Genomic DNA, 22256 nt, shown 5'->3' with positions numbered 1-22256 from the left:
ATCTCGGAGCGAGATGGCTGGAGTGCCGAAACGAGGCTTTATGCATGGACGGCCCCTCCCCTACAGTTCGGGAAAGGAGTCGTTCATGCAAGACAGCATCCGTTTCGAGGGCCGCGTGCTTTACCTGTCGCGCGATCCGTCCTGTATCCGTCGCCAGTTGGCCGGCGCATCCGTGTCGCTGGCCGAGGCCGGACCGCTGCGCGACGACGTGTCGACCGACGAGATCACGCCGGTCACGACCATGCTGGTCTACGACGAGCGCCTGGGCCGCTATCCCTACGTCGGATTCAAGGCCGGCGACGAGCAGCCCATAGGCGAGGACGCCGTGCGCCAGGGAGGCTTCGGCGTCACGGTGGCGGGCAAGCGCTACGGCAAGGGCTCGTCGCGCGAGCACAGCCCGCTGGCCGAGCTGTCGGCCGGCATACGGCTGATCGTGGCCGAGAGCTTCGAGCGCATCTACCAGCAGAACTGCGACAACATCGGCATCCTGACCACGACCGACTTCGACGTGCTGCGCCGGATCGAGGCAGGCGAATCCCTGCCCATCGAACTGTTCCTGAAGGGCCGTGACGCGCTGACCCAGGCCATCATCCGCAGCGGCGGGCTGATGGCCTACAGCCGGCAGGCGCTGCGCGCCGACACCGCGTCCGCGCCGCGCGCCCAGGGCCAGGGGCTGACGCTGGTCGAGAAGATCATCCACCGGCACCTGCATCCCGACACCCTCGAGGCCGGGCGCGGCAGTGGCGTGTTCATCCGCGCCGACTGGCGCTTCAGCCACGACTACTTCACCGGCATGAGCGCGCACCTGATGCACCTGGCCTACGGCAGGCCGGCGCCGCTGCGCGATCCCGACCGTATCGTGGCTTTCCACGATCACCTGGTCCTGGCGCCGCAGAGCGTGCCGCACGTGAAAGGCGGCCTGCTGGCGCGTGTGGCGACCCTGGTGCAGGGACACCACGACTTCATCGACGACTATCCGGTGCGCCACTACGGCCAGTTGCCCGACGGCAGCGGGTCAGAGGGCATCTGCCATGCGCTGATGGCCGAGCGCCATGCGCTGCCGGGCGAGGTCGTGGCCGGCACCGACTCGCACACCCCGCACGCGGGCGCGCTGGGCTGCCTGGCATTCGGCGTGGGCTCGACCGACATGGCCAACAGCTGGGCCACCGGCTACGTGCGCTGCAAGGTGCCGGAGACGCTGCGCGTGGAGATCTCGGGCGCGCTGGCGCCCGGCGTCACCGCCAAGGACATCGTGCTGGTGCTGCTGCGGTCCGAGGCCGTGCGCAACGGCGAGGCCATCGGCGCGGTGTTCGAATACGGCGGCGAGGCGGTGCGCGCCATGTCGGTGGACGAGCGCGCCACGCTGACCAACATGGTGGCCGAGCTGGGCGGGTTCACCGGCATCGTCGAGCCGGACGAGCGCACCGTGGCCTTCCTGAAAGAACGCCGCGGCATCGACTTCGCGCTGGAAGACTGGATGGCGAGCGATCCGGACGCCACGTACCGCCGCGTGATCCGCATCGACGGCGCGGATGTGCGGCCCATGGCGGCCCGCCCGGGCGATCCGGGCAACGGCGTGGCCATTGCCGAACTTGACGGCGACATTCCGGTGGACATCGCCTATGGCGGTTCCTGTACCGGCGGCAAGCGGGCGGATTTCGACGCCTACCATGAGGTCCTGAAATGGGGCCTGGACCAGGGGCTGAGCATCGCGCCGCACACCCGCTTCTACCTGCAGTTCGGCACGATGGAGGTCAAGCGCTATTGCGAACAGCGCGGCTACCTGGACGTTTTCGAACGCGCCGGCGTGGAACTGGTCATGCCGGGCTGCGGCTCGTGCGCAAACTGCGGGCCGGGCCAGTCGACCTCGGCTTCGCAGGTCACCATCAGCGCGATCAACCGCAACTTCCCGGGCCGCTCGGGACCCGGGAGCGTATGGCTGGCCAGCCCGTATTCGGTGGCCGCCAGCGCGCTGGCGGGCCGGATCGTGGACTACGGCCGGTTGCGGGGGTAGGCGGGCGGGACTACTTCTTCATGCCATCGCCCATGCCGTCCTTCGACATGGAGTCCTTGGCCATCCCGTCCTTCTTCATGCCGTCGTGCTTCATCCTGTCGCCGGCCATGGCATCCTTTTTCATGTCGTCCTTCTTCATCGCGTCCTTGGCGGGCGCGGTCCTGGACATGGCGTCCTTGCTCATGCCGTCCTTGGCCATGCCGTCCTTGCCCATGGTGTCGGCGGCATGGGCCGTGACGGCGCCCAAGGCCATGCCCAGGGCAAGAACGAGAGGGGTCAGTTTCTTCATGTGTCGCTCCTTGAAGCGTGGGTCGAAAGAGGGCGCGGGGAATCCGCGCCGTATGGAACCTAGGTTCAGCTGCCGCCGAACCAGTTGTAGCCCTGGTCTTCCCAGTACCCGCCCGGATAGGTGTCGGTGACGAAGATGGCCCGGACGTGCTTGGGATTCTTGTAGCCAAGCTTGGTCGGCATGCGCAGCTTCATCGGGAATCCGTATTCGCGTGGCAGCGTGCGTCCGTCGTAGCTCAGCGCGAGCAGCGTCTGCGGATGCAGGGCCGTCGGCATGTCGATGCTGGTGTAGTAGTCGTCCGCGCACTTGAAGCCCACGTACCGGGCCGTGGTGTCGGCGCCGATGCGGGCCAGGAAGTCCGAGAAGCGCACGCCGCCCCAGCGTCCGATGGCGCTCCAGCCCTCCACGCAGATGTGCCGGGTGATCTGCTCGGCCTGGGGCAGGGCCCGCAGGTCGGCCAGGCGCCATGGCCGGCGGTCGGCCACCCTGCCGGCGACTTCGAGACGGTAGTCCGTGCCGTCCACCTCCGGGGCGTCCTCCACCGCGTAGTAGGCGTTGAAGGGAAAGGGGCGCGTGATCATGGACTCTGGGTAGGTCGGCGCCAGGGCGTTCGGGTCGAAGAGCCATCCCTGCACGTTGTCGTTGAAACGCGAGACGGCCGACAGTGCTTGTTCGACGCCGGCCTGGCTGGTGACTTCGCAGCCCGACAGCAGGGCCAGTCCGCCCAGGGACAGCGTGCGGGCCAGGAAGGCGCGCCGGCCGGGCCGCTCCATCCGGGGGACCAGCAGCCGCCGGGCTTCGCGCAGCGCCAGTTCGGCATCGGCAGTGGACAGGCGGGAACGTTTGTCCATGGAGGCCTCCTAGCTTTTCACGATCATGGTGCGCAGGGTCCGGGGTACCAGCGCCACCATGGCCAGGTGCAGGGCCACGAATCCCACCAGCACGGCCATCGCCACGAAATGCACGCGCCGCGCGGCCTCGTAGCCGCCCATCAGTTCGCGCAGCATGCCGAACTGCACCGATTTCCACAGCACCAGTCCCGACACCACCAGCAGCGCGATGTCGAACATGGCGAACAGATAGGCCAGGCGCTGCACCTGGTTGTACCGGCGCGCGTCGTCGTGGGCCAGGTGTCCGCGCAGCGCCGCCGCCATATCGCGCAGCACGCCGCGCGGCGAAAGCGGCAGGAAGCGGTGGAACAATCGCCCGGTCGCAAGATTCAGCGCGAGATAAACCAGGCCGTTGGCCGCCAGCAGCCACATGGCCGCGAAATGCCACTGCAGCGCGCCGGCCAGCCATCCGCCCAGGGTGACCGCCTCCGGGAACGTGAAGCCGAACAGCGGCGACGCGTTGTAGATGCGCCACCCGCTCGCCACCATGACCAGTACGGCCGCCGCGTTCAGCCAGTGGGCGGCGCGTACCCAGGCGGGATGGATGGGTGGCGGGCGGGTGGCGGGGGTGTGGATCGCCCGGTCGGCCGTGAGGGACATGTTGGCTCTCCGTTCAGGGTTTGCCGCATTGTTCGCCCCCCGCCATACCGGAGTCCTCACGCAAACTTAAAATAAATGTGATGAATTCCCGCGCCGGGATTGGCGAAAATGAGGTTCACGGCTTTTTACGGGCAGGCTCATGGAACGGGTCAAGCGCGTCCTGATCGTCGAAGACGATGCGCATATCGCTGAATTGCTGCGTATGCACTTGCGCGACGAGGGCTATGCGGTCGAGCACGCGGCCGACGGCGGGCAAGGCATGCGCATGCTCGAAGGCGGGGCCTGGGACGCCCTGGTCCTGGACCTGATGCTGCCCGGCGTGGACGGGCTGGAAATCTGCCGCCGGGCCCGGGCCATGGCGCGCTACACCCCCATCATCATCACCAGCGCGCGTTCCAGCGAAGTCCATCGCATCGTCGGGCTGGAACTGGGCGCCGACGATTACCTCGCCAAGCCGTTTTCCATGCTGGAGCTGGTGGCGCGCGTCAAGGCGCTGCTGCGCCGCGTGGATGCCCTGGCGCGCCACGCGCGCATCGAGGCCGGGCTGCTGTCGCTGCACGGGGTGGACCTGGATCCCCTGGCCCGCACGGCCCTGCTGAACGGCCGGGCCATCGACCTGACGCCGCGCGAATTCGACCTGCTGGCCTTCTTCGTGCGGCATCCCGACAAGGTGTACTCGCGCATGGACCTGCTGAACGAGGTGTGGGGCTACCAGCACGACGGCTATGAGCATACGGTCAACACCCACATCAACCGCCTGCGCACCAAGATCGAGGACGATCCGTCCGAACCGCGGCGCATCCTGACGGTCTGGGGCCGTGGCTACAAGTTCGCCTCGGGCGCGCATGACGAGGCCACCGCACCATGAAGCGCCTCTCGCTCACGCAGCGTCTTTCCCTGGTGTTCGCCGTGCTGCTGCTGGCCTGCAGCGGGATCTCGCTGCTGTTCCAGATCCGGGCCGAGGCACGCCACGAGCAAGAGGTCGTGCAGCAGTTGTCGAGCGGGCTGGCCGCGCACATCGCCGGTACGGCGCAACTGATGGACGCCGGCGGCTGGAAGCCGGATGCCGTGCGCGACCTGTTCGACAAGCTGATGGCGGTGAATCCCGCCGTCGAGCTTTACCTGCTCGATCCGGACGGGCGCATCGTCGGCCATGCGGCGCCGCCCGGCCACCTCCTGCGCGATCATGTCGATCTGGCGCCCGTGCGCCGCCTGATCGGCGGCGCCGAACTACCCCTGCTCGGCGACGATCCCCGGAGCGCGGACGCGCGCAAGGTCTTCAACGCCGCCCCGGTTCGCGTCGACGGCAAGGAGGCCGGCTACGTCTATGTCATCCTGCAGGGCGAGACGCGCGACGCGCTGGCGGCCGGGCTCGCCCGTCATTCGGTGTGGCGCATGACGGGCCTGGCCATGGGCCTGGTCGCGCTGCTGGGCCTGATCATGGGTCTCGTCGCTTTCCGCCTCATCACCCGCCCCCTGCGCGCGCTGGCGGATGCCGTGCGCGCCTTCGATGCCGCCGGGGACGCGCCCGCCGTGCCGCTGGATCCGCCGCCGGACGACGGCCGGCGCGACGAGATCGCCACGCTGCGCACCGCCTTCGCGCTGATGAGCCGGCGCATCGCCGACCAGTGGCGCGAGTTGACCCGCCAGGACCAGCAGCGCAGGGAACTGGTCGCCAATATCTCGCACGACCTGCGCACGCCCCTGACCTCGCTGCACGGCTACCTGGAAACCCTGCGTGTGAAGGACGGCCTGCTCACCCAGGCCGAGCGCCATCGCTACCTGGATATCGCGCTGGGACAAAGCCGCAAGGTCGGTGTCCTGGCGCAGGCGCTGTTCGAGCTGGCACGTCTGGAGTCGGGGCTGGTCCAGCCCGAGCGCGAAATCTTCGCCCTGCCCGACCTGGTGCAGGACGTCGTGCAGAAGTTCGAACTGGCGGCCGAGGCGCGCGGCCAGCGCCTGCTGACCGAGATCCCGCCGGCATTGCCGCCGGTCCATGCCGACATCGCCATGATCGAGCGCGTGCTGACCAACCTGCTGGACAACGCCATTCGCCACAATCCGCCCGGAACCCGGATCACGGTGGGCCTGGCGGCGGCTGGAAACGGTGTGCGGATCGACGTCCGCGACACGGGGTCGGGCATCCCCGAGGCGCTGCGGCCCCGGCTGTTCAAGCGGATTCCCGCCTGGGGCCGCAAGGCGCAGGAGAGCGGCGGACTGGGGCTCATCATCGTCCAGCGCATGCTGGCCTTGCACGGCAGCGATATTCGCCTGGTCGAGGACGACGGGCCGGGGACGGTGTTCCGGTTCAGTCTGACGGTCGATTGAGCGGACGCCGCGGCGAGGAACACCCCCACGCCTTCCCATGCGCCTACAATCGGCAACATCATCGATGTGTCGTTCTCCTGCCATGGATACCACCACCAAGCCCCGGTTCCAGTTCCGGCTGCGGGTCTACCGCGAAAACTCCATCGCGGTCGGGCCGGGCAAGATCGCGCTGCTGGAGGCCATCCTGGAGGCGGGTTCCATCACCGCCGCCGCCCAGCAGATGGGCATGTCGTACCGCCGCGCGTGGCTGCTGGTGGACGAGCTGAACCGGTCCCTGCGCGAGCCCGCTGTCGAAAGCGCCGTCGGCGGCGCGCGCGGCGGCGGCACGGTCGTGACCGAGGTGGGCCGCGAATTGATCCGGCGCTATCGATCCATCGAGGCCATCGCCCAGTCGGCCGCGGCCCAGGACATCGCCGCCATGGCGGACATGCTGGCCGACTGACCGGCCATGGGCCGCGCCAGGCGGCCTTCCCGCGCTACCGTCCAGCCAGGATTCGCTGTATTCTTCGGGATATGACGAACGTGCTGCTGGATTCCTTTGACGCTTTTCCGCTGATCCTGTCCCTGAAGGTCGCGGCCCTGGCCACCGTCCTGGCCCTGGTCGCGGGCGTGGGCCTGGGCTGGCTGTTCGCGCGCAAGCCGTTCCCGGGCAGTTCGATGGCCGAGGCGCTGTTCATGCTGCCGCTGGTGCTGCCGCCCACGGTCATCGGCTACGCCATCCTGATGGCGGCCGGCCGGCGCAGCCCGCTGGGCCGCTGGATATACGAGACCTTCGACTACACCATCATCTTCAGCTGGCACGGCGCGGTCGTGGCCTCCGCCATCGTCGCCCTGCCGCTGGTCCTGAAATCGGCCAGCGCCGCGTTCGCCGGCATCGACCGCACCCTGGAGTCGGCCGCCAGCACCCTGGGCCAGTCGCACTGGTCGGTGTTCGTGCGCGTGACCCTGCCGCTGGCCTGGCCGGGCATCCTGGCCGGCACCCTGCTGGCCTTCGCGCGCGCCATGGGCGAGTTCGGCGCCTCGCTGATGGTGGCGGGCTCGATTCCCGACCGCACGCAAACGCTTTCCATGGCCATCTACGACGCCACGCAGGCGGGGCAGGACGACCTGGCCCTGCTGCTGGTGGTGATCACCTCGGCCATTTCCATCGCCATCCTGGTGGCCTGCAACCGCTACCTATCGCTACGCTGAAGGAGTCCCATGTTCCGCACCCGCTATGCTGCCCTGCTGCTTGCCTTCGCCCTGCCGTTTTCGGCCTCCGCCCAGGAGATCACCGTTTCCGCCGCGGCCAGCCTGACCAATGCCTTCAAGGATCTCGGCAAGCAATTCGAGCAACAGCATCCTGGTACCACCGTGCGGCTCAACTTCGCCGCTTCGGGCACGCTGCTCCAGCAGATGAGCCAGGGCGCGCCGGTGGACGTGTTCGCCAGCGCCGACCAGGCCACGATGGACAGGGCCGTGGCGCAGAACCTGATCGACGTGCCGACGCGGCGCGATTTCGCCGCCAACAGCCTGGTGCTGGTCACGCCCGTGCAGGGTGGTCCCGCCATCGCCACGCTGCAGGACCTGGCCGGCGCGCCGGTCAAGCGCATCGCCATCGGCAAGCTCGCCACCGTGCCGGTGGGCAACTACACCAAGCAGGCGCTCGACAGCGCCGGCCTGTGGACCTCGCTGGAACCCAAGTTCATCCAGGCCGACAGCGTGCGCCAGGTGCTGGATTACGTGAGCCGGGGCGAGGTGGATGCCGGTTTCGTCTATCGCACCGACGCGGCCATCATGCAGGACAAGGTCAAGATCACGCTGACCGCCGGTGGCCATACCCCGGTGACCTACCCGGTGGCCGTGCTGTCCGGCAGCAAGCACCAGGCGCAGGCCAAGGCCTTCGTCGACTTCCTGCTGTCCGCGCCCGGCCAGCAGGTGCTGGACCGCTACGGATTCGGCAAGCCGTGATCGATGTCGACATCGCGCTGACGGTGCGCGACGGCAACCGGCGCTTCGACCTGGCCGCGCGCTTCGCCTCCGATGCGCCGTTCGTCGCGCTGTACGGGCCGTCGGGCTCGGGCAAATCGCTGACCTTGCAGGCGGTGGCCGGGTTGCTGCGGCCCGGTGCCGGCCATGTCCGGCTGGATGGCCGGACCCTGTTCGACGCTGCCCGAGGCATCGATCTCGCGCCGCCCGCGCGCGGCATCGGCTACCTGTTCCAGCACTACGCGCTGTTCCCGCATCTGTCGGTGCGCCAGAACATCGCCTTCGGCCTGACGTCGTGGCGCCGCCGGCGCCTGTCGCCCGAGGATGGGCGGCGCGTGCAGGACCTGATCGACCGCTTCGGCCTGTCGGCCATGGCCGACAGCCGGCCGGGCGTGCTGTCGGGCGGCCAGCAGCAGCGCGTGGCGCTGGCCCGGGCCTTGGCCTGCGAGCCTCGCGCCCTGCTGCTGGACGAACCCTTCGCCGCGCTCAATCCCATGTTGCGCGGCGAATTGCGCGGGGAACTGGCCGAGGTCGCGCGGCAATGGGGCATCCCCGTGCTGATGATCACCCACGATATCGACGACGTGCTGGAACTGGCCGACGTCGCCTTTCTCTACCAGGACGGGCAGATCGCGCGCGAAGTGGACCTGCGCAGCGGGCAGAGCCGGGATTTCCTCCGCCGCGCGCTGGGAGACGACACGCCGGCCGAGACGCCGATGCGCCAGCGCCTGCGCACGCTGCTGAATCCGGGCACATCCTGACCGCGCGGCGTTAGAATCGTCGATCAGACGACTCTGCGGCGGCGCGCTGCGCGTGGCCGCCCCATTCCATGCCATTCTTCGATCGTTCCGCCGCCGTGGGTTTCGGCCTCAATCCGCTCGACCGCATGTCCGAGGCGCGGGCCGACGCCGAGTTCATCCGGGCGCGCCGGCACGATGCGGCGGCCCGGTTCATGGTCTTCATCGGCGACGTGCCCTTGCTGGACGTGAGCGGCGCCGCGCCCTCGCCCGTGTTCGCCGCCGAGGCCTGGATCGGCCTGGGGCCCGCGCGGCAGGAGATCTTCCTGGGGCAGGACGAGCAGGGCCGCGCGCTGTTCGCCGTGGCGCTGGACGGCGGCCTGGCCGAAGCGGCCGCCGCGCAGCCCGGGCTGGAGCTGCTGGACCTGCGCAGCATCGCCATGCGCGGCCTGTTCCCGCCCGACGTGCTGGGCGAGCTGGGCGGCGCCAAGGCCATCCTGAGCTGGCACGACCGGCATCGCTATTGCGCCAACTGCGGCGAACCCAGCCGCGTGTCCTGTGCAGGCTGGCGCCGCGATTGTCCAGCCTGCGGCGCCCAGCATTTCCCGCGCGTGGATCCGGTGGTGATCATGCTGGCCGTGGATGGCGACCGTTGCCTCCTGGGCCGGCAGCCGCGATTCGCGGCGGGCATGTACTCGGCCCTGGCCGGTTTCCTGGAGCCGGGCGAGACCATCGAGGATGCCGTGCGGCGCGAGATCCGCGAGGAGGCCGGCATCGCCTGCGCCGAGGTGGCCTACTTCGCGTCGCAGCCCTGGCCCTTCCCGTCGTCGCTGATGATAGGCTGCTTCGCCCGCGCGCGGGGCACCGACATCGTGATAGACCGCAACGAGCTGGAAGACGCGCGGTGGTTCACGCGCGAGGAAGTCCGCCTGATGCTGGACGGTACGCATCCCGAGGGCCTGTCCGCGCCCAGGCCCTACGCCATCGCCCACCACCTGGTGCGGGCCTTCGCGGACGGTACCGGTCCCGGGCTGGACTGACCCGGGAGGGGGTCAGGCAGCCAGTGTCTTGATCGCCTTGTCATACACCGTCCAGGGCAGGAAGGCGTTCAACTGGTCCGGCGTCACGGTGGCCACGGGGAAGAAGTACAGCGGCGGTCCCGAGTGCTTGTCCTTGCCCCGCTTGTCGATGATCTGCTTGCGGGCCGACAGGCTCTGGAACGCGAACACGTCTCCCTCGAAGTGCCGCACGTAATAGCCCCGGGAAATCTTCACGCGTATGGATTTCAGGCCCGAGCTGAGCAGGGCCTCGGCCGGGGTGTCCGAGTCCGGCAGGAAGAAGCTGGCCGCCCGCGACAACTGGAAGTCGTAGGCGAAGGTCTTCAGGTTGAATGTCTTGCCGTACTTCTGCTTGATGGGATTGGCGAAGGAGTCTTCCAGGTTCTTCTTGGTGGGCAGCCGCCACGCGAAGGCGGCGATCAGGTCCGGCCCCAGGCTGGCATTGCCGGTCGGCACGCCCCTGGATTCGCACGGATCGGTCTGCTCGTGGCGCATCATCCTGGCCACGTCCAGGCGCCCCGGATGCCATCCGGGCGTGGTCTTCACATCGGCGGGAATGAGGTCGAGGAAGGAGTCGGCCTGGTTGCACCGGCCTACCCAGGTCAGCCGGTTGCCGACGTCCAGGAACTGTTTCTGGCTGTACAGGTACCTGGGCCGCAGCTTCTCGACGTTGGCCGTCTGGCGCTCCAGGCGTTCCTTCAACTGCTGGATGCGCGAGGTGTTGACGGCGCCGCCGGTCAGCCTGGCGTAGGCATCGTAGGCGTCGATCAGATAGCCGTAGGCCAGCGCGTTGCGGGCCTGGTACCAGTCCAGCAGGTCGATGTACTGCTGCTGGATGGCCGCGGTGTAGAACTTTTCCCCCTGTCCCACCGGCATCCAGCGGTTCAACACGCCGGCGCTGGCGAACGAGCCCAGGCCGACGAACTGGTTGTGGGCCTCGATCAGCGCCGACTCGCGCAGGAACAGCGCCAGGCACTGCGTGGTCATCGTCAGGCGGTAGTTGTCGTCGATCGGGGTACCGGTTTTCTTGTAGAACGCGTTGGTCTCGTCGATCAGCGTCTTGGTGCTGTCGAAGGTGTTGAACGCTGTCCGCACCGCGTCGAAGGTCCGGTTGAATTCGGCCTGGGCCTGGCGCCGCAGCAATTCCTCGATCGACCGGGCCAGGCCCTTGATCTGCGAGTCCAGCGCGGCCACGGCGTCCAGCACGGGATTCCTGGCGGGGAAGAGCGCGCCCAGGATCAGGTTGCCGACATCGCCGATGATGGGAAAGCCCATGGCGCTGGCCGCCTTCTTGAGCGCGAACGCGAGCAGGGCCTTGGCGGGCCTGGACCAGTGCTTGCGGATCAGCTCGGCCAGGTCCGGGGGGATGTTCTCGTCCACGCCGTCGTCGTATTCGGGAACGTCGTCGCAGGAGACCTCCGGTTCGGCAAGCGGCAAGGTCCGGCGGGCCGATGCGGACGCTGTTTCGCCGGCGGGCGGGAAGCCCTGGTCGATGGCCCGCACGATCGTTTCGACCGTGGCATCCAGGTAGCCTTGCAGTCCCAGCCCGGACGCGACGGCTTCCTGGCGCAGCCGGTCCTGGTCGATGGCCGCGCCGCGCGCCTCCAGGTCGGACAGCAGCACCGAATAATCGAGGCCCAGGAATTCCTTGACGACGAAATCGATGGCGTTGGGCGACGCCAGCTTCAGCCGCTCGGACAGCCGGAAGGCGAGCGTGGGCACGAGATTGACGTCGATCACGGGATCGGTCTTGGTTTCGTGGTTGTATTCGAAGCCATAGAGCTCGCCCTGCGGGGTCTGGGCGACGGCCATCAGGAAGCGCCGGCCGATCCGGGTGGACTGGAAGCAGCCCTGGGCGTCGGCCAGGCCTTCGTCGACCAGGGCGCCGCGCACATCCAGGACCTGGACGCGCACGCCGGCCTGGGGCAGGCCGCCCAGCATGACGCGCACGCCGAAGCTCTGCGCGTCGGTGGGTTGCGCCAGGGCGTCGAGATCGAGAGGCGACGAAGCGGGCAACGTGTCGATACCGGTGGCGTGCCGGTAGTCCTCGGCGTCGCCGTCGGGCTGGCCGGCCGGGTCCGCGCCGCCGGATCCGCCGCAGGCGGCCAGCAGGGCCAGCAGCGTGCCCGCCATGCCGAGGTTGAGGATCGCGCGCCGGTCCGGATTCATTGCAGAACTTCCTTCGTGATGACTGAGCCGTCCTGGGCCGGACGGCCCGGAAGCTTGGCATGCACGAGGAAGAGGGGCGATCCCTAAAACAAGGGGTTTTGGGGCGGGATCATTGATCAGGTCTCTGGCGCGATGTTCTCGCTGCGTATCACCTGCGTCCAGCGCTGGATGTCCTCGGCCACGAAGGACTGGGCCTGCGCGGCCGTCGTGTGCCAGGGCGAGGCCGCCTGCTTCTTCAGCGCCGCCATCATCTCGGCGTCCGACAGCGCCTGCGCCACGGTCTCGTTCAACCTGCGCACGACCGCCGCCGGCAGGCCGCGCGGGCCGGCCAGGGCGTACCACGCGCTGACGTCGAAGCCGGGCAGCACCGTTTCGGCCACCGTGGGCACGTCGGGCAGGCCGGGATAGCGGTCGATGGACGTGACGGCCAGCGGCCTGACCGATCCGGCCTGGATCAGGTTCATCGCGTTGCCGGCCAGGGATGTGAAGATGTAGGGCACTTCGCCCCCCATCAGTGCCATCGTGGGCGCGTTGCCGCCCTTGTACGGGACATGGGTCATTTGCACACCCAGGCGCGACTGGAACAGCACCGCGGCCAGGTGCATGCCGGTGCCGATGCCGCCGGTGCCGAAGTCGATGCCCCCCGGCCTGGCCCTGGCGTCGGCCACGAGGTCCCGCACCGTGGCTGACTTCGCGGCGGGGCCGGCCAGTATCACGAAGGGGCTGCGGGTGACCATGGAGACCAGCGTGAAGTCGCCGGCCGGGTCGAAGGGCAGCGATTTGTACAGTCCGGGCGCCGCCGAGTGGCCCGAAGCCATGAAGAACAGCGTGTAGCCGTCGGGCGGGGCCTTGGCCACGAAGTTCGCGCCCAGCGTGCCGCCGGCGCCGGGCTTGCCCTCGACGTAGGCGGTCTGGCCCAGGCGTTCGGTCAGCTGCTGCGCCAGCAGGCGGGCCTGGATATCCACCGCCCCGCCGGCGGTGAAGCCGTGGATCAGGCGGATGGACTTGGCGGGCCACGCATCCTGGGCCAGCGCGCGGGCGCCCGGGATGGTGGCGGCGGCGCCGGCCAGCGTGGCCAGCTCGTGGATGAATCGGCGGCGTGTCATACCAGGAACCTCCCGGGTTGGGGTCCGCGCTCGACCGGCACGCTCTTGAAGGAGCCGTCCTGGAACAGGCGCAGGCGGGACGCCAGCAGTTCGTCCGTCAGGCGGGCGAGACGGCCGGCGTCGAAAGCGAGCCGGCCGTCGCGCTTGACGAAGCGGCCCGCCACCATGACGTTCTCGATGTCCGAGGTTTCCGCGTACATGACGACGATGTGGGCGGGATCGCCGCCGGCGTTGGCGGGGAAGATGTTCATGCCGCGGGTGTCGATCATGATCAGGTCGGCCTGTTTGCCCGGCGACAACGAACCGGTCTTCTTGTCCAGGCCGAATGCCTTGGCCCCGCCCAGCGTGGCCCAGTGGATGGCATCGCGCGTCTGGGTGGAGTGCTGGGTCTTGGCCGGCCAGTTGCCTTCGGCGAACAGGCTGCGGTTGTCGAGTTCGCGCTGGTGCAGGAACGCATGGCGCATGACCCAGAGCATGGAGCTGTTGAAGTAGGGATCGCAGTCGGTCCCCAGCGAAGGCGTGGCGCCGTGCTTGACCAGCCGTCCCAGCATGGCGGGTTTCTCGTAGTTCAACATCTCGGTCAGGTTGGTGGCCGTGATGGTACAGCCGGCGTCCAGCACGATCTTCAGTTCGGCGTCGTCGAAGCAGTTGCCGTGGCCGATGTTGTGGTCCGGGCCCAGCAGGCCTTCGCGGGCCAGCCGCGGATAGCCGTCCTCGACCACGCGCTTGCCTTTGCGGCCATAGGTGTGGGCGGAGTTGAACAGGCCGTACTCGCGAGCGAGGCGGATATCGTGGACGGCGACGTCGTACTCGCCCCAATCGGGGCCCAGGATGGCCATGGCCAGTGTGACGAGGCCGTCGTCGGTGCCCAGCCGGCCGGTGCGCAGGCGATGGATCTCGTCGCGGGGAAAAGGCTGCTTGTAGTAGGGAACGGCGCCTTCGCGCTCGGGCGGCTTGACCGTGCCGCGCGCGAACACGGCGCGGATCCCCGACTCTTCCAGCGCGTCGATCGCGGCGTCGGTCATCTCCGCGTCGCGCAGGATGTGGCACCAGTCGACGATGGTGGTGGTGCCGTTGCGCAGCTGGTTCAGCGCGCCCAGCAGGTTGCCCAGGTAGACGTCGCGCGCGGTGTAGTAAGTAGCCAGCTTCTTGTGCAGGTTGGCGTGGTAGTCGCGGCTGCCGACCCAGTCGGCGCCGATGCCGCGCAGCTGGAATTCCCAGGTGTGGATGTGGGCGTTGACCAGGCCCGGCATGACGATGCGGTGGGTGCCGTCCACCACTTCGTCGGCGGCCGCCTGGAGGCCGGGGCCGATGGCGGCGATCTTGTCGCCGTCGATGAGGATGTCGGCCCGGGCGAGGTCGCCCACGGCGGGGTCCATGGAAAGAATGGAAGCGTTCCTGATCAGCGTGCGGCTCATGTGTCCTCTCGGATGCGATGGCGGAGATCCCGGGACCCGGGCCAGCTGGCCGTGGGTCGCCGGGTTGGCGGAGGCAGGACGCGCGCGACTGCGTGAAACCCATGTTGACATTTTCCACATGGGCGATAAACATCGTCGGATCAAAAAATTGTTTTCCAATCCGGAAAAAATATGGACCGGTTCGTGGCGATGTCGGTGTTCCGCAAGGTCGTCGAGCACGAAAGCTTCACGCTGGCCGCGCGCCAGCTGGGCATGTCGGTGGGGTCGGTCAGCAAGTACCTGACGTGGCTGGAGCTGCACCTGGGCACCTCGCTGGTGGCCCGCACCACGCGCCGCCTGAACGTGACCGAGGCGGGGCGCAGCTACTACGCGCAATGCGCGCGGCTGCTGGACGACCTGGAGGAAGTCGAGCGGTCCGCCGCGTCCATGCAGACCATGCCGCGCGGCGTGTTGAAAGTGCGCGCGCCGGTGTCGCTGGATTACGCGGGCTTCGGGGGCATGGTGGGCGAATTCCTGCGGCAGTTCCCCGCCGTCAAGGTCGAGATGACGCTGAACGATCGCTTCGTCGACCTGGACGACGAGGGTTTCGACGTCGCGCTGGCCCTGGGCAGCAACCAGAAGTACGTCAACCATCCCACGCATGCCACCCGCGCCATCGCCCGCATGACGCGCACCGTGGCGGCATCGCCCGGCTACCTGTCCGCCTGCGGGGCGCCCGGCGCGCCGCAGGACCTGAAACGGCACGATTGCCTGATCTACGATCGGGGGCCGGCCCCGGACGAGTGGCATTTCTCCGACGGCGGGACCGAACGCATGGTGCACGTGGGCGGCAGCTTCCGCAGCAACAACAGCCAGGTGCTCAAGGATGCGCTGCTGGGCGGCTCGGGCCTGGCCATGCTGCCCACCTTCATGATCGCCCAGGCCCTGGATGAAGGCCGGCTCGTGCCGGTGCTGCCCGGCTGGACGCCGGCGTCGCGCACGCTATACGTCATCCATCCCAGGCCGCGGCATTCGTCGCTGAAGATACGCGAGTTCGTGGAGTTCGTGTCGGTGAGCTTCGAGCGGGATGCGCGCTGGCGGCTGGGGGAGCAGGATCGCCGCTAGATGTCCACGGTGGGCCGCGCGGCCGCCATGGCGGCCGCCGCATCCAGCGCGCGCAGCATGTCGCGCCATCCTCGCTCGCTGTCGGAGGCGAGGATGGCCGCGCCGAGTTCCTCGACCAGGTCGGCGGCGAGCACTTCGCCCAGCACCCGGTGGAATTTTTCACGCAAGGCGCTCGTGCCCATCGGGTTTTCCGGACTGCCGCGGCGATGCAATTCCTCGTGTACGTAGGTCTTCCCGTGCGCGGCAAGCGTCACGCGCGCGCCGTGGCGCAGCGGCGGCCCTCCCTGCTCGATCGTGTCGTCGATGCAGACCTCGATCCGTTCCATGAAGGCCAGGATGGCGGGGTCGGCCAGCCGGTCGGGAAGAAAGGCGCGCAGGAACACATCGCCGTACAGCACGAGGCTGGCGACGCAGAAATAGATGTTCATCTGCGCGGCCGTCGCGCTTTGTGATTGGTACGGCCATGCGCAATGGGCCAGCGTCATCGCGCTGACGCCTATGCGCAGGCGCTCGATGTCCCCGGGCGCGGCGCCGCTGGCGGCCAGCGTCCGGCGCACGCCATCGAGCGCCGCGTGGATGCTGGTGACCGAGGCATAGGGCTTGTGGCCCACCGCCAGGGTTTCCCAGGTCTGTCCGAGGTCGCGCACCGACCGGTCGGCGTCGACTCCCCCGTGCGCCGACAGGAAGCCGCCGTATTCCGCTTCGACCACGTTGCGTATGCCGGTGAATCCGCTGCCCGCCAGGCGCGCGCCCAGCACGCCCGCATAGGCGGCCCAGCCCGCGTGCGCGCGCTTGACCATGGCGCCTTCCTGCGAGGCCATCAACCCGGCGCCAAGCGAACCGGCGATGCCGAACGTGTGGCGCGTCTGTTCGGCGGAGAGTCCCAGGAAGCGTGCCGCGGTGGCGCCGGTCACGAAGGCGCCGGCGGTGCCCTGCGGATGGAAGCCGCGGAAGAACAGCGGCATGGCGCTCGCGCTGCCCACGCGGCAGCCGGTCTCGTAGCCCGCGAGCAGCGCGGAATAGAAGCGGTCGGGACCGCAGGCCGGCTCCGATTGCGCGCAGGCCAGCGCGACCGGCACCGCCAGCGATCCCGGGTGCAGGATGGATTCCTTGTGGATGTCGTCGAGCTCGAATCCGTGGCCCGCGGTGGCGTTGGCGAAAGCCGCCGCCGCCGTGTCGGCCGTCCGGTTCGAGGCGAACACGCGGGCGGTACCCGCGGCCGATTGCGCGGTCATGACGGCCGCCGCCGTCCGCGACCAGGGCAGGGTGCTGCCCTGTACCACGCAGGCGACCGCGTCCAGCACGCACAGCTTGAGTTTGTCCAGGCAGGCGGCGGGCGCCCGGGCGATGTCCAGCTCCGCCGAGAAGGCGCTCAGCGCGCCGGTGATGTCGGCCGCGTCGGAAGGCGAAGCGCTCATTGGATGACGATCCTGTTGTCTTTGACCAGTTGCTCGACCAGGCGGGATTCCGTCTGTACCTTGGCGCGCAGGGCGGCGGGCGAGTCGTCGCCGCGTTCGACCATCAGTTCGTCGAATTTCTTCCGGATCGCGTCGCTGGAAAGCGCCTTGTGAACGGCGGCGTGGATGTCGCGGACGAGCGCATCCTGAAGGCCGGCCGGCCCCCATAACCCGTACCACGACGAAAATTCGAAGCCGGGCAGGCCGCTTTCGGCCGCGGTCGGCACCGAAGGCAGCGTCTTCAGCCGTTGCGGACTGGTGACGGCCAGCGCGCGCAGGCGTTCGGCCTTGAGATAGGGGAAGGCGCCGGGTACCGGCGAGACGCCGGCGGCGACGTGGCCGCCGATGATGTCGGTCAACTGCTGCGCCGCGCCGCGATAGGCCACGACCTCCATCTTGATGTCCAGGTCGCGGTTGAGCAGTTCCTCGGCCAGGTGGCTGGCCGTGGCGATGCCCGAGGTGCCCCAGGACAGGCGCGAATCGGCGCGCGCCCCCTGCTGCAGGTCGCGCAGGGTCTTGTAGGGCGAATTGGCCGGCACGGCCACGACCAGCGGGACTTCGCCGATGAAGGCGATGTGGGAAAAATCCTTGAGTGCGTCGTACTTCGCGTTCGCGTCGACCTGCGGCAGCGATACCTGGCTCGACGCGTGGAAAAGCAGGGTGTGGCCATCGGGCGTGGCGCGCGCCACGTGCTGCGAGGCGACGATGCCCGAGGCGCCGGGTTTGTTCTCGACGATGATGGGGTGTGATAGATTGCGACCCATTTCATCGGCCACCAGGCGGGCCAGCGTATCGACCGATCCGCCCGGCGTGTAGGGAACCACCAGCCGGACGGGCCGTTCGGGCCACGCGGCCTGAGCGGCCGCGGAAAGGTTTGCCCATGCGATGCACAGGGCCAATGTCGTGATTTTCATGAATGCCTCCTCCTCAAGTGGGGGCATGATCCGCCGGGCTCCGCCGGGGCGTCCAATATCTTTGTCGTCAGCGGGCATTAGCGGAACGCTATCAAGGACGGTGGATATGCGAGCGATCGAGTTGCGCCAATTGAGGTACTACGTCGCCGTCGCGCAAGCGGGCAGTTTCCGCAAGGCGGCCGAAGCGCTGAACATCTCGCAGCCGCCGTTGTCGGTGCAGGTGCGCCAACTGGAAGAGACGCTCGGCATGCGCCTGCTCGACCGGGATGCGGCCGGCGTGCGCGTGACCGAATCCGGCAAAGTGTTCCTTGCCCATGCCACCGAGATCCTCCACCGGTTGTCGCGCGCGGTGGCCGAGACCCAGCGCGCGGCGGCGGCGGGTTCTTCCGTGTTGCGGCTCGGGTGCGTCAGCAGCGGGCAGGCAAGCCTGTTGCCGTCCGTGCTGGCACGCGTGCGCGGCGCCATTCCCGGCCTCGATGTGGAAGTGCAGGACCTGCCCACGCGCGAGCAACTGCTTGCCCTGGCGGACGGCACGCTCGACGCCGGCATCATCCAGTTGCCGGCCGAGGGCAGCGGCATCGCCGTGGCCCCGCTGTTGGCCGATCCGCTGGCGCTGATCTACGCCGACCATTTCGCGGCGCTCGACGGCGTTGCCGACGACAACCTGCTCGAGGCCATGGGTCCACTGCCCTTTGTCGGTTTCTCGCCCGTCCATGCCAGCCAGCTGCACGCGGCGCAACTGGCGTGCTGCCGCGCCGCGGGCTTCATCCCGCTGGCCCGGCACAGCGTCCGCAACGCCTATGGCCTGATCCGGTACGTCGAAGCGGGTTTGGGGGTGTCGTTGATGCCCAGCACCTACCGGTCCTATCTCGCGCCGGGCACCCGCTGCCGGGTGCTGCCGCGCAGCCAGGGCCAGTTGGTGCTGGGCCTGGCCTGGCTGCCCGATCGCGTGTCGCCGTTGCTGGGCCGGATCCTGGCCTGCCTGTTGCCGGGACCGGACGCCGCCTCTGGCGGGTGACGCCATTTCTGACAACAAACTGAACGGGAAATGTACATATAGAAAAGGAATCGTTCGTCCGGCTGGCGGCTCTCGCTAAGGTTCGTGCTCATCCACGGCGCAACGGAGATCGCCACCATGTCGCTACGCACGCTATTCGCGGCTGCCCTAGCCGCTCTTGCCGCCGCTGTCGCGCCGGCTCATGCCGACAGTCCGCATCTGGTTTCGACCGAGTGGCTGGAGAAGAACCTGTCCAATCCCAAGGTGCGGGTCATCGAGGTCAGCGTCAACCCCGGGGTCTACGAGCGCGGCCACATCCCGGGCGCGGTGAATGTCCGTTGGCATAGCGACCTGGTCGACCGGGTCGAGCGGGACATCGCCAAGCCGGAGCATTTCCAGGCGCTGCTGCGCCAGTCCGGCGTCAGCCAGGACAGCATCACCGTGCTCTACGGCGACAACAACAACTGGTTCGCCGCCTGGGGGGCCTGGGTATTCGATATCTATGGCATCGACAACGTGAAGCTGCTGGACGGCGGCCGCAAGAAGTGGGAAGCCGAAGGGCGCCGGCTCGCGGCCGCCGCGACCGTGCCCGCCCCCGGCAACGTGTCCATCCGGCCAGCCAATACCGCGCTGCGGGCGCGCCTGGCCGACGTCGTGGCGGCCGCGCGCAAGGAGGCCAACGTGGCGCTGGTGGATATCCGTTCCGCCGATGAGTTCAACGGCAAGGTGTTCGCGCCTCCGGGCGTGCCTGAACTGGCGGTGCGCGCCGGCCACGTGCCAGGGGCGGTCAACGTGACGTGGAGCCGGCTGGTGGCCGAGGATGGCACTTTCAAGCCCGTTGCCGAGATCCGCAAGCTGTACGCGGATGCGGGCATCGACGGCCGCAAGCCCATCATTACCTATTGCCGCATCGGCGAACGTTCCAGCCATTCGTGGTTCGCCCTGCGCAAGCTGCTGGGCTACGACGTCCGCAACTATGACGGCTCGTGGACCGAGTACGGCAATACGGTGGGCGTGCCCATCAGCAATCCTGCCGGCACGGTCTGGGGCAGCACTTGACCGTTGCCTTGCGCGCGCGCCTGCCGGGCGCGGCCGCCGTCCTGATCGGCGCGGCGCTGGCATTGGCGGGCTTCAGCCTGTCCGAGGTGCCCGGCGACGGCCGCATCCTGGCTTTTTCGCTGGCCAGCGGCGCGCTTTTCGGACTGGTCCTGCAGCGGTCCCGGTTCTGCTTCTACTGCGTCACGCGGGACTATCTGCAGGTTCGCGATGCGCGGGGATTGCTGGGGATCGTGACGGCGCTGGCGCTGGGGACGATCGGCTACCACGCCGTGTTCGGCGCCTTCCTGCCCGTTCCGCAAGGCGGGCAATTGCCGGCGGGAGCGCATATCGGGCCCGTCAGCTGGGTGCTGGTACTCGGCGCCGCGGTGTTCGGCCTGGGCATGGCGGTCAGCGGCTCCTGCATCAGCGCGCATCTGTACCGGCTGGGCGAGGGCTCGTTGGCGTCGGTGCTGGCCTTGCTCGGCGCCGTCGCGGGATTCGGCCTGGGTTTCGCCTCGTGGAACTTCCTTTATCTGCAAGCCATCCAGGCGGCACCGGTATGGTGGCTGCCCCACTACCTGGGCTATGGCGGATCGCTGCTGCTGCAAGTGGCGGTGCTGGCCGCCGTGGCGGCGTGGTTGCTGCGCCGCCACCGGCAGCCCGGGACCGCGGCGGCCGGATCGATGCGATCCCGGCGCCTGTCCGAGATGTTCTTCGATGCGCGGTGGCCGGGGTTTGCCGGCGGAGCGCTGGTGGCGGGGATCGGCGTCCTGGCCTATCTGAGGGTGGCGCCCCTGGGCGTGACCGCCGAGCTGGGCAGCCTGGCGCGCACACTGGGTGCCGCGCAGGGGTGGCTCCCGGCCCGGCTGGAGGGCCTGGATACCTTCGCGGGCTGCGCCACCGCGGTCAAGGAAACGCTTCTGTCCCGCAACGGCGTATTCGTGGGCGGGCTGGTGCTGGCATCGCTGGCGTCGGCGCTGGCGGCCGGCGAATTCCGCCCCCGGCTGCCGTCCGCGGGCCAGGCCGTCCGCGCCGTGCTGGGCGGCGTCCTGATGGGCTGGGGCGCCCTGGTCGCCCTGGGCTGCACGGTGGGCACGCTGTTGTCCGGCATCATGGCCGCGGCCGGGTCCGGCTGGGTGTTCGCGCTGGCCTGCGGCGGCGGGCTGTGGGTGGGCTGGCGGCTGCTGGCGTCCCGGGCGGACTGAGGTCGCCGCCCCATTGTTCGACGATGTCCTGCAGCATGGTCGAGACGGCCCGGCAGGCCGGCGTCATCACGCCCGATTTCGGCAGGGCCAGGGTGACGTAGCGGCGCAGGTCGGGATTGACGAGGCGGGTGGCCTGCAGCGATCCCTGGCGCAGTTCGTGCATGATCGAATAAGGGCCGAGGACGGCATACACCGACTGGGTGGCGGCCAGTTCTTTTTGCGCGGTCAGCGAGTCGGCCTCGATCACCGCCTGGAGCGCGAAGCCTTTGCTGCGCGCGGTTTCGTCCAGGATCGCGCGCCAATGGGCGGGCCGCCGGGGCAGCACCAGGGGCAGGTCCTGCAATCTGGCGAAGTCGACGGAAGGCGCCTGGGTGAGCGCGTCGCCCGGACGCGCCACGAGATAGGTGTGGCCGGTGGCGAGCAGCCGTTCCTCCGCGCTGGCCGGCTTGTGGAAGCGGAACAGGATGGCCATGTCGACCAGGCCCGCGTCCAGCAGCGCGTCGAGTTCTCCGCCCTGCCCCTCGCGCACGTTCAGGCGGATCAGCGGGTACTGTTCGCGCACGCGGCCGAACAGCGTGGTCAGGAGCGGATGGGCGGCCGAAGGCAGGATGCCCAGGCGGACCTCGCCCATGGGTACCGGGGATGTGGAGCGGATCTCGCGGAACAACTGGTCGGTGTCGGCCAGCCAGGTCCGCACGCGGGCGATGATGTGCTCGCCCAGTTCGGTCAGGACCACGCCCCGGCCGGTGCGGCGGAACAGCCTGCCGCCGCACTCGCGCTCCAGGTTGCCGATCTGGCGGCTGATGTGTGATTGCACGGTCATGCGCGCGGCCGCGACCTTGGTGAAGCTGCCGCTTTCGGCCACTTCGACGAACAGCTTCAGATCGGCCTGGTTCATGGGATGGCCCGTGGGTGAAGACATCTCTATTTTGGCATGTCTGAAATCTCTGATCCAAGTCTAGGA

General features: G+C 68.7%; 21 protein-coding genes. 12 read left to right on the top strand and 9 right to left on the bottom strand.

Features of this window, described 5'->3' with window-relative positions; translation table 11 throughout:
• The first annotated feature begins 85 nt into the window (after nt 1-85).
• Entirely contained in the window at nt 86-2014 is a 1929-nt protein-coding gene (locus tag AC1Q6E_RS17870) for an aconitase family protein (protein WP_152797999.1), read from the top strand.
• A 10-nt stretch (nt 2015-2024) separates the two neighbouring features.
• Here AC1Q6E_RS17870 and AC1Q6E_RS17865 read toward each other — a convergent pair whose 3' ends face one another.
• The 3 genes from AC1Q6E_RS17865 to AC1Q6E_RS17855 all read right to left on the bottom strand — a co-directional run bounded on the left by AC1Q6E_RS17865 (nt 2025) and on the right by AC1Q6E_RS17855 (nt 3793).
• The gene (locus AC1Q6E_RS17865) at nt 2025-2303 is read right to left on the bottom strand and encodes a pentapeptide MXKDX repeat protein (protein WP_152797998.1); all 279 of its coding nucleotides are present in this window, start codon (nt 2301-2303) and stop codon (nt 2025-2027) included.
• 65 nt (nt 2304-2368) lie between these two features.
• Nucleotides 2369-3154 carry a molybdopterin-dependent oxidoreductase gene (locus AC1Q6E_RS17860; protein WP_492573204.1) on the bottom strand — a complete coding sequence of 262 codons (786 nt, stop codon included), beginning with the start codon at nt 3152-3154 and terminating at the stop codon, nt 2369-2371.
• A gap of 9 nt (nt 3155-3163) precedes the next feature.
• A complete protein-coding gene (locus AC1Q6E_RS17855) occupies nt 3164-3793 on the bottom strand; it encodes a cytochrome b/b6 domain-containing protein (protein ID WP_296554770.1) in 630 nt (209 codons plus the stop codon).
• Nucleotides 3794-3932: 139 nt separating this feature from the next.
• Between AC1Q6E_RS17855 and AC1Q6E_RS17850 the strand changes: the two genes are divergently transcribed.
• The 7 genes from AC1Q6E_RS17850 to nudC all read left to right on the top strand — a co-directional run bounded on the left by AC1Q6E_RS17850 (nt 3933) and on the right by nudC (nt 9866).
• The gene (locus AC1Q6E_RS17850; protein WP_152800025.1) at nt 3933-4661 is read left to right on the top strand and encodes a response regulator transcription factor; all 729 of its coding nucleotides are present in this window, start codon (nt 3933-3935) and stop codon (nt 4659-4661) included.
• Complete coding sequence (locus AC1Q6E_RS17845; protein ID WP_152800026.1) at nt 4658-6121, top strand: sensor histidine kinase; 1464 nt, start codon at nt 4658-4660, stop codon at nt 6119-6121. Before AC1Q6E_RS17850 ends, AC1Q6E_RS17845 begins: the two co-directional genes overlap by 4 nt.
• Before the next feature lie 82 nt (nt 6122-6203).
• Complete coding sequence (locus tag AC1Q6E_RS17840) at nt 6204-6563, top strand: winged helix-turn-helix domain-containing protein (RefSeq protein WP_152800028.1); 360 nt, start codon at nt 6204-6206, stop codon at nt 6561-6563.
• A gap of 71 nt (nt 6564-6634) precedes the next feature.
• Nucleotides 6635-7312 (top strand): molybdate ABC transporter permease subunit, encoded by a 678-nt coding sequence (gene modB / locus AC1Q6E_RS17835; RefSeq protein ID WP_152800030.1) that lies wholly within the window; start codon nt 6635-6637, stop codon nt 7310-7312.
• A gap of 9 nt (nt 7313-7321) precedes the next feature.
• Complete coding sequence (gene modA, locus AC1Q6E_RS17830; RefSeq protein ID WP_152800031.1) at nt 7322-8071, top strand: molybdate ABC transporter substrate-binding protein; 750 nt, start codon at nt 7322-7324, stop codon at nt 8069-8071.
• A complete protein-coding gene (locus AC1Q6E_RS17825; protein WP_296554775.1) occupies nt 8068-8850 on the top strand; it encodes a sulfate/molybdate ABC transporter ATP-binding protein in 783 nt (260 codons plus the stop codon). The genes modA and AC1Q6E_RS17825 overlap by 4 nt, the downstream gene beginning before the upstream one ends.
• A 68-nt stretch (nt 8851-8918) precedes the next feature.
• Nucleotides 8919-9866, top strand: a complete 948-nt coding sequence (gene nudC / locus AC1Q6E_RS17820; RefSeq protein WP_152800033.1) for an NAD(+) diphosphatase — start codon at nt 8919-8921, stop codon at nt 9864-9866.
• 12 nt (nt 9867-9878) lie between these two features.
• Here nudC and AC1Q6E_RS17815 read toward each other — a convergent pair whose 3' ends face one another.
• The 3 genes from AC1Q6E_RS17815 to AC1Q6E_RS17805 form a co-directional block, all read right to left on the bottom strand.
• Nucleotides 9879-12053, bottom strand: a complete 2175-nt coding sequence (locus AC1Q6E_RS17815) for a hypothetical protein (RefSeq protein ID WP_492573203.1) — start codon at nt 12051-12053, stop codon at nt 9879-9881.
• 116 nt (nt 12054-12169) lie between these two features.
• The gene (locus AC1Q6E_RS17810) at nt 12170-13159 is read right to left on the bottom strand and encodes a tripartite tricarboxylate transporter substrate binding protein (protein WP_296554778.1); all 990 of its coding nucleotides are present in this window, start codon (nt 13157-13159) and stop codon (nt 12170-12172) included.
• Nucleotides 13156-14577: an amidohydrolase family protein gene (locus tag AC1Q6E_RS17805; RefSeq protein ID WP_296554779.1), complete on the bottom strand. Its 1422-nt coding sequence runs from the start codon at nt 14575-14577 to the stop codon at nt 13156-13158. Before AC1Q6E_RS17805 ends, AC1Q6E_RS17810 begins: the two co-directional genes overlap by 4 nt.
• Before the next feature lie 171 nt (nt 14578-14748).
• Here AC1Q6E_RS17805 and AC1Q6E_RS17800 point away from each other — a divergent pair, with 171 nt between their 5' ends.
• Nucleotides 14749-15681: a LysR family transcriptional regulator gene (locus AC1Q6E_RS17800; protein ID WP_152800041.1), complete on the top strand. Its 933-nt coding sequence runs from the start codon at nt 14749-14751 to the stop codon at nt 15679-15681.
• Here the strand turns inward: AC1Q6E_RS17800 and AC1Q6E_RS17795 are convergent.
• Nucleotides 15678-17099: an MmgE/PrpD family protein gene (locus AC1Q6E_RS17795; protein ID WP_296554780.1), complete on the bottom strand. Its 1422-nt coding sequence runs from the start codon at nt 17097-17099 to the stop codon at nt 15678-15680. The genes AC1Q6E_RS17800 and AC1Q6E_RS17795 overlap by 4 nt on opposite strands.
• Nucleotides 17096-18052: a Bug family tripartite tricarboxylate transporter substrate binding protein gene (locus AC1Q6E_RS17790; RefSeq protein ID WP_492573202.1), complete on the bottom strand. Its 957-nt coding sequence runs from the start codon at nt 18050-18052 to the stop codon at nt 17096-17098. Before AC1Q6E_RS17790 ends, AC1Q6E_RS17795 begins: the two co-directional genes overlap by 4 nt.
• 106 nt (nt 18053-18158) lie before the next feature.
• On the opposite strand from AC1Q6E_RS17790, the gene AC1Q6E_RS17785 reads away from it, so the two are divergent.
• The 3 genes from AC1Q6E_RS17785 (at nt 18159) to AC1Q6E_RS17775 (ending at nt 21292) form a co-directional block, all read left to right on the top strand.
• Entirely contained in the window at nt 18159-19070 is a 912-nt protein-coding gene (locus tag AC1Q6E_RS17785) for a LysR family transcriptional regulator (RefSeq protein WP_296554782.1), read from the top strand.
• Between the two features lie 117 nt (nt 19071-19187).
• Nucleotides 19188-20108, top strand: coding sequence for a sulfurtransferase (locus tag AC1Q6E_RS17780; protein ID WP_152800049.1), 921 nt, complete (start codon nt 19188-19190; stop codon nt 20106-20108).
• Nucleotides 20105-21292: a YeeE/YedE family protein gene (locus tag AC1Q6E_RS17775; RefSeq protein ID WP_152800051.1), complete on the top strand. Its 1188-nt coding sequence runs from the start codon at nt 20105-20107 to the stop codon at nt 21290-21292. Before AC1Q6E_RS17780 ends, AC1Q6E_RS17775 begins: the two co-directional genes overlap by 4 nt.
• On the opposite strand, the gene AC1Q6E_RS17770 is transcribed toward AC1Q6E_RS17775, so the two are convergent.
• Nucleotides 21198-22190: a LysR family transcriptional regulator gene (locus AC1Q6E_RS17770; RefSeq protein WP_152800086.1), complete on the bottom strand. Its 993-nt coding sequence runs from the start codon at nt 22188-22190 to the stop codon at nt 21198-21200. The two genes, AC1Q6E_RS17775 and AC1Q6E_RS17770, sit on opposite strands and share 95 nt — an antisense overlap.
• Nucleotides 22191-22256 lie beyond the last annotated feature (66 nt).

It is taken from the genome of Pigmentiphaga sp. MLSB6-MA01, assembly GCF_058793475.1.
Note: the sequence above shows the minus strand (reverse complement) of the source record. Positions and strands in the feature narration are given on the sequence as shown.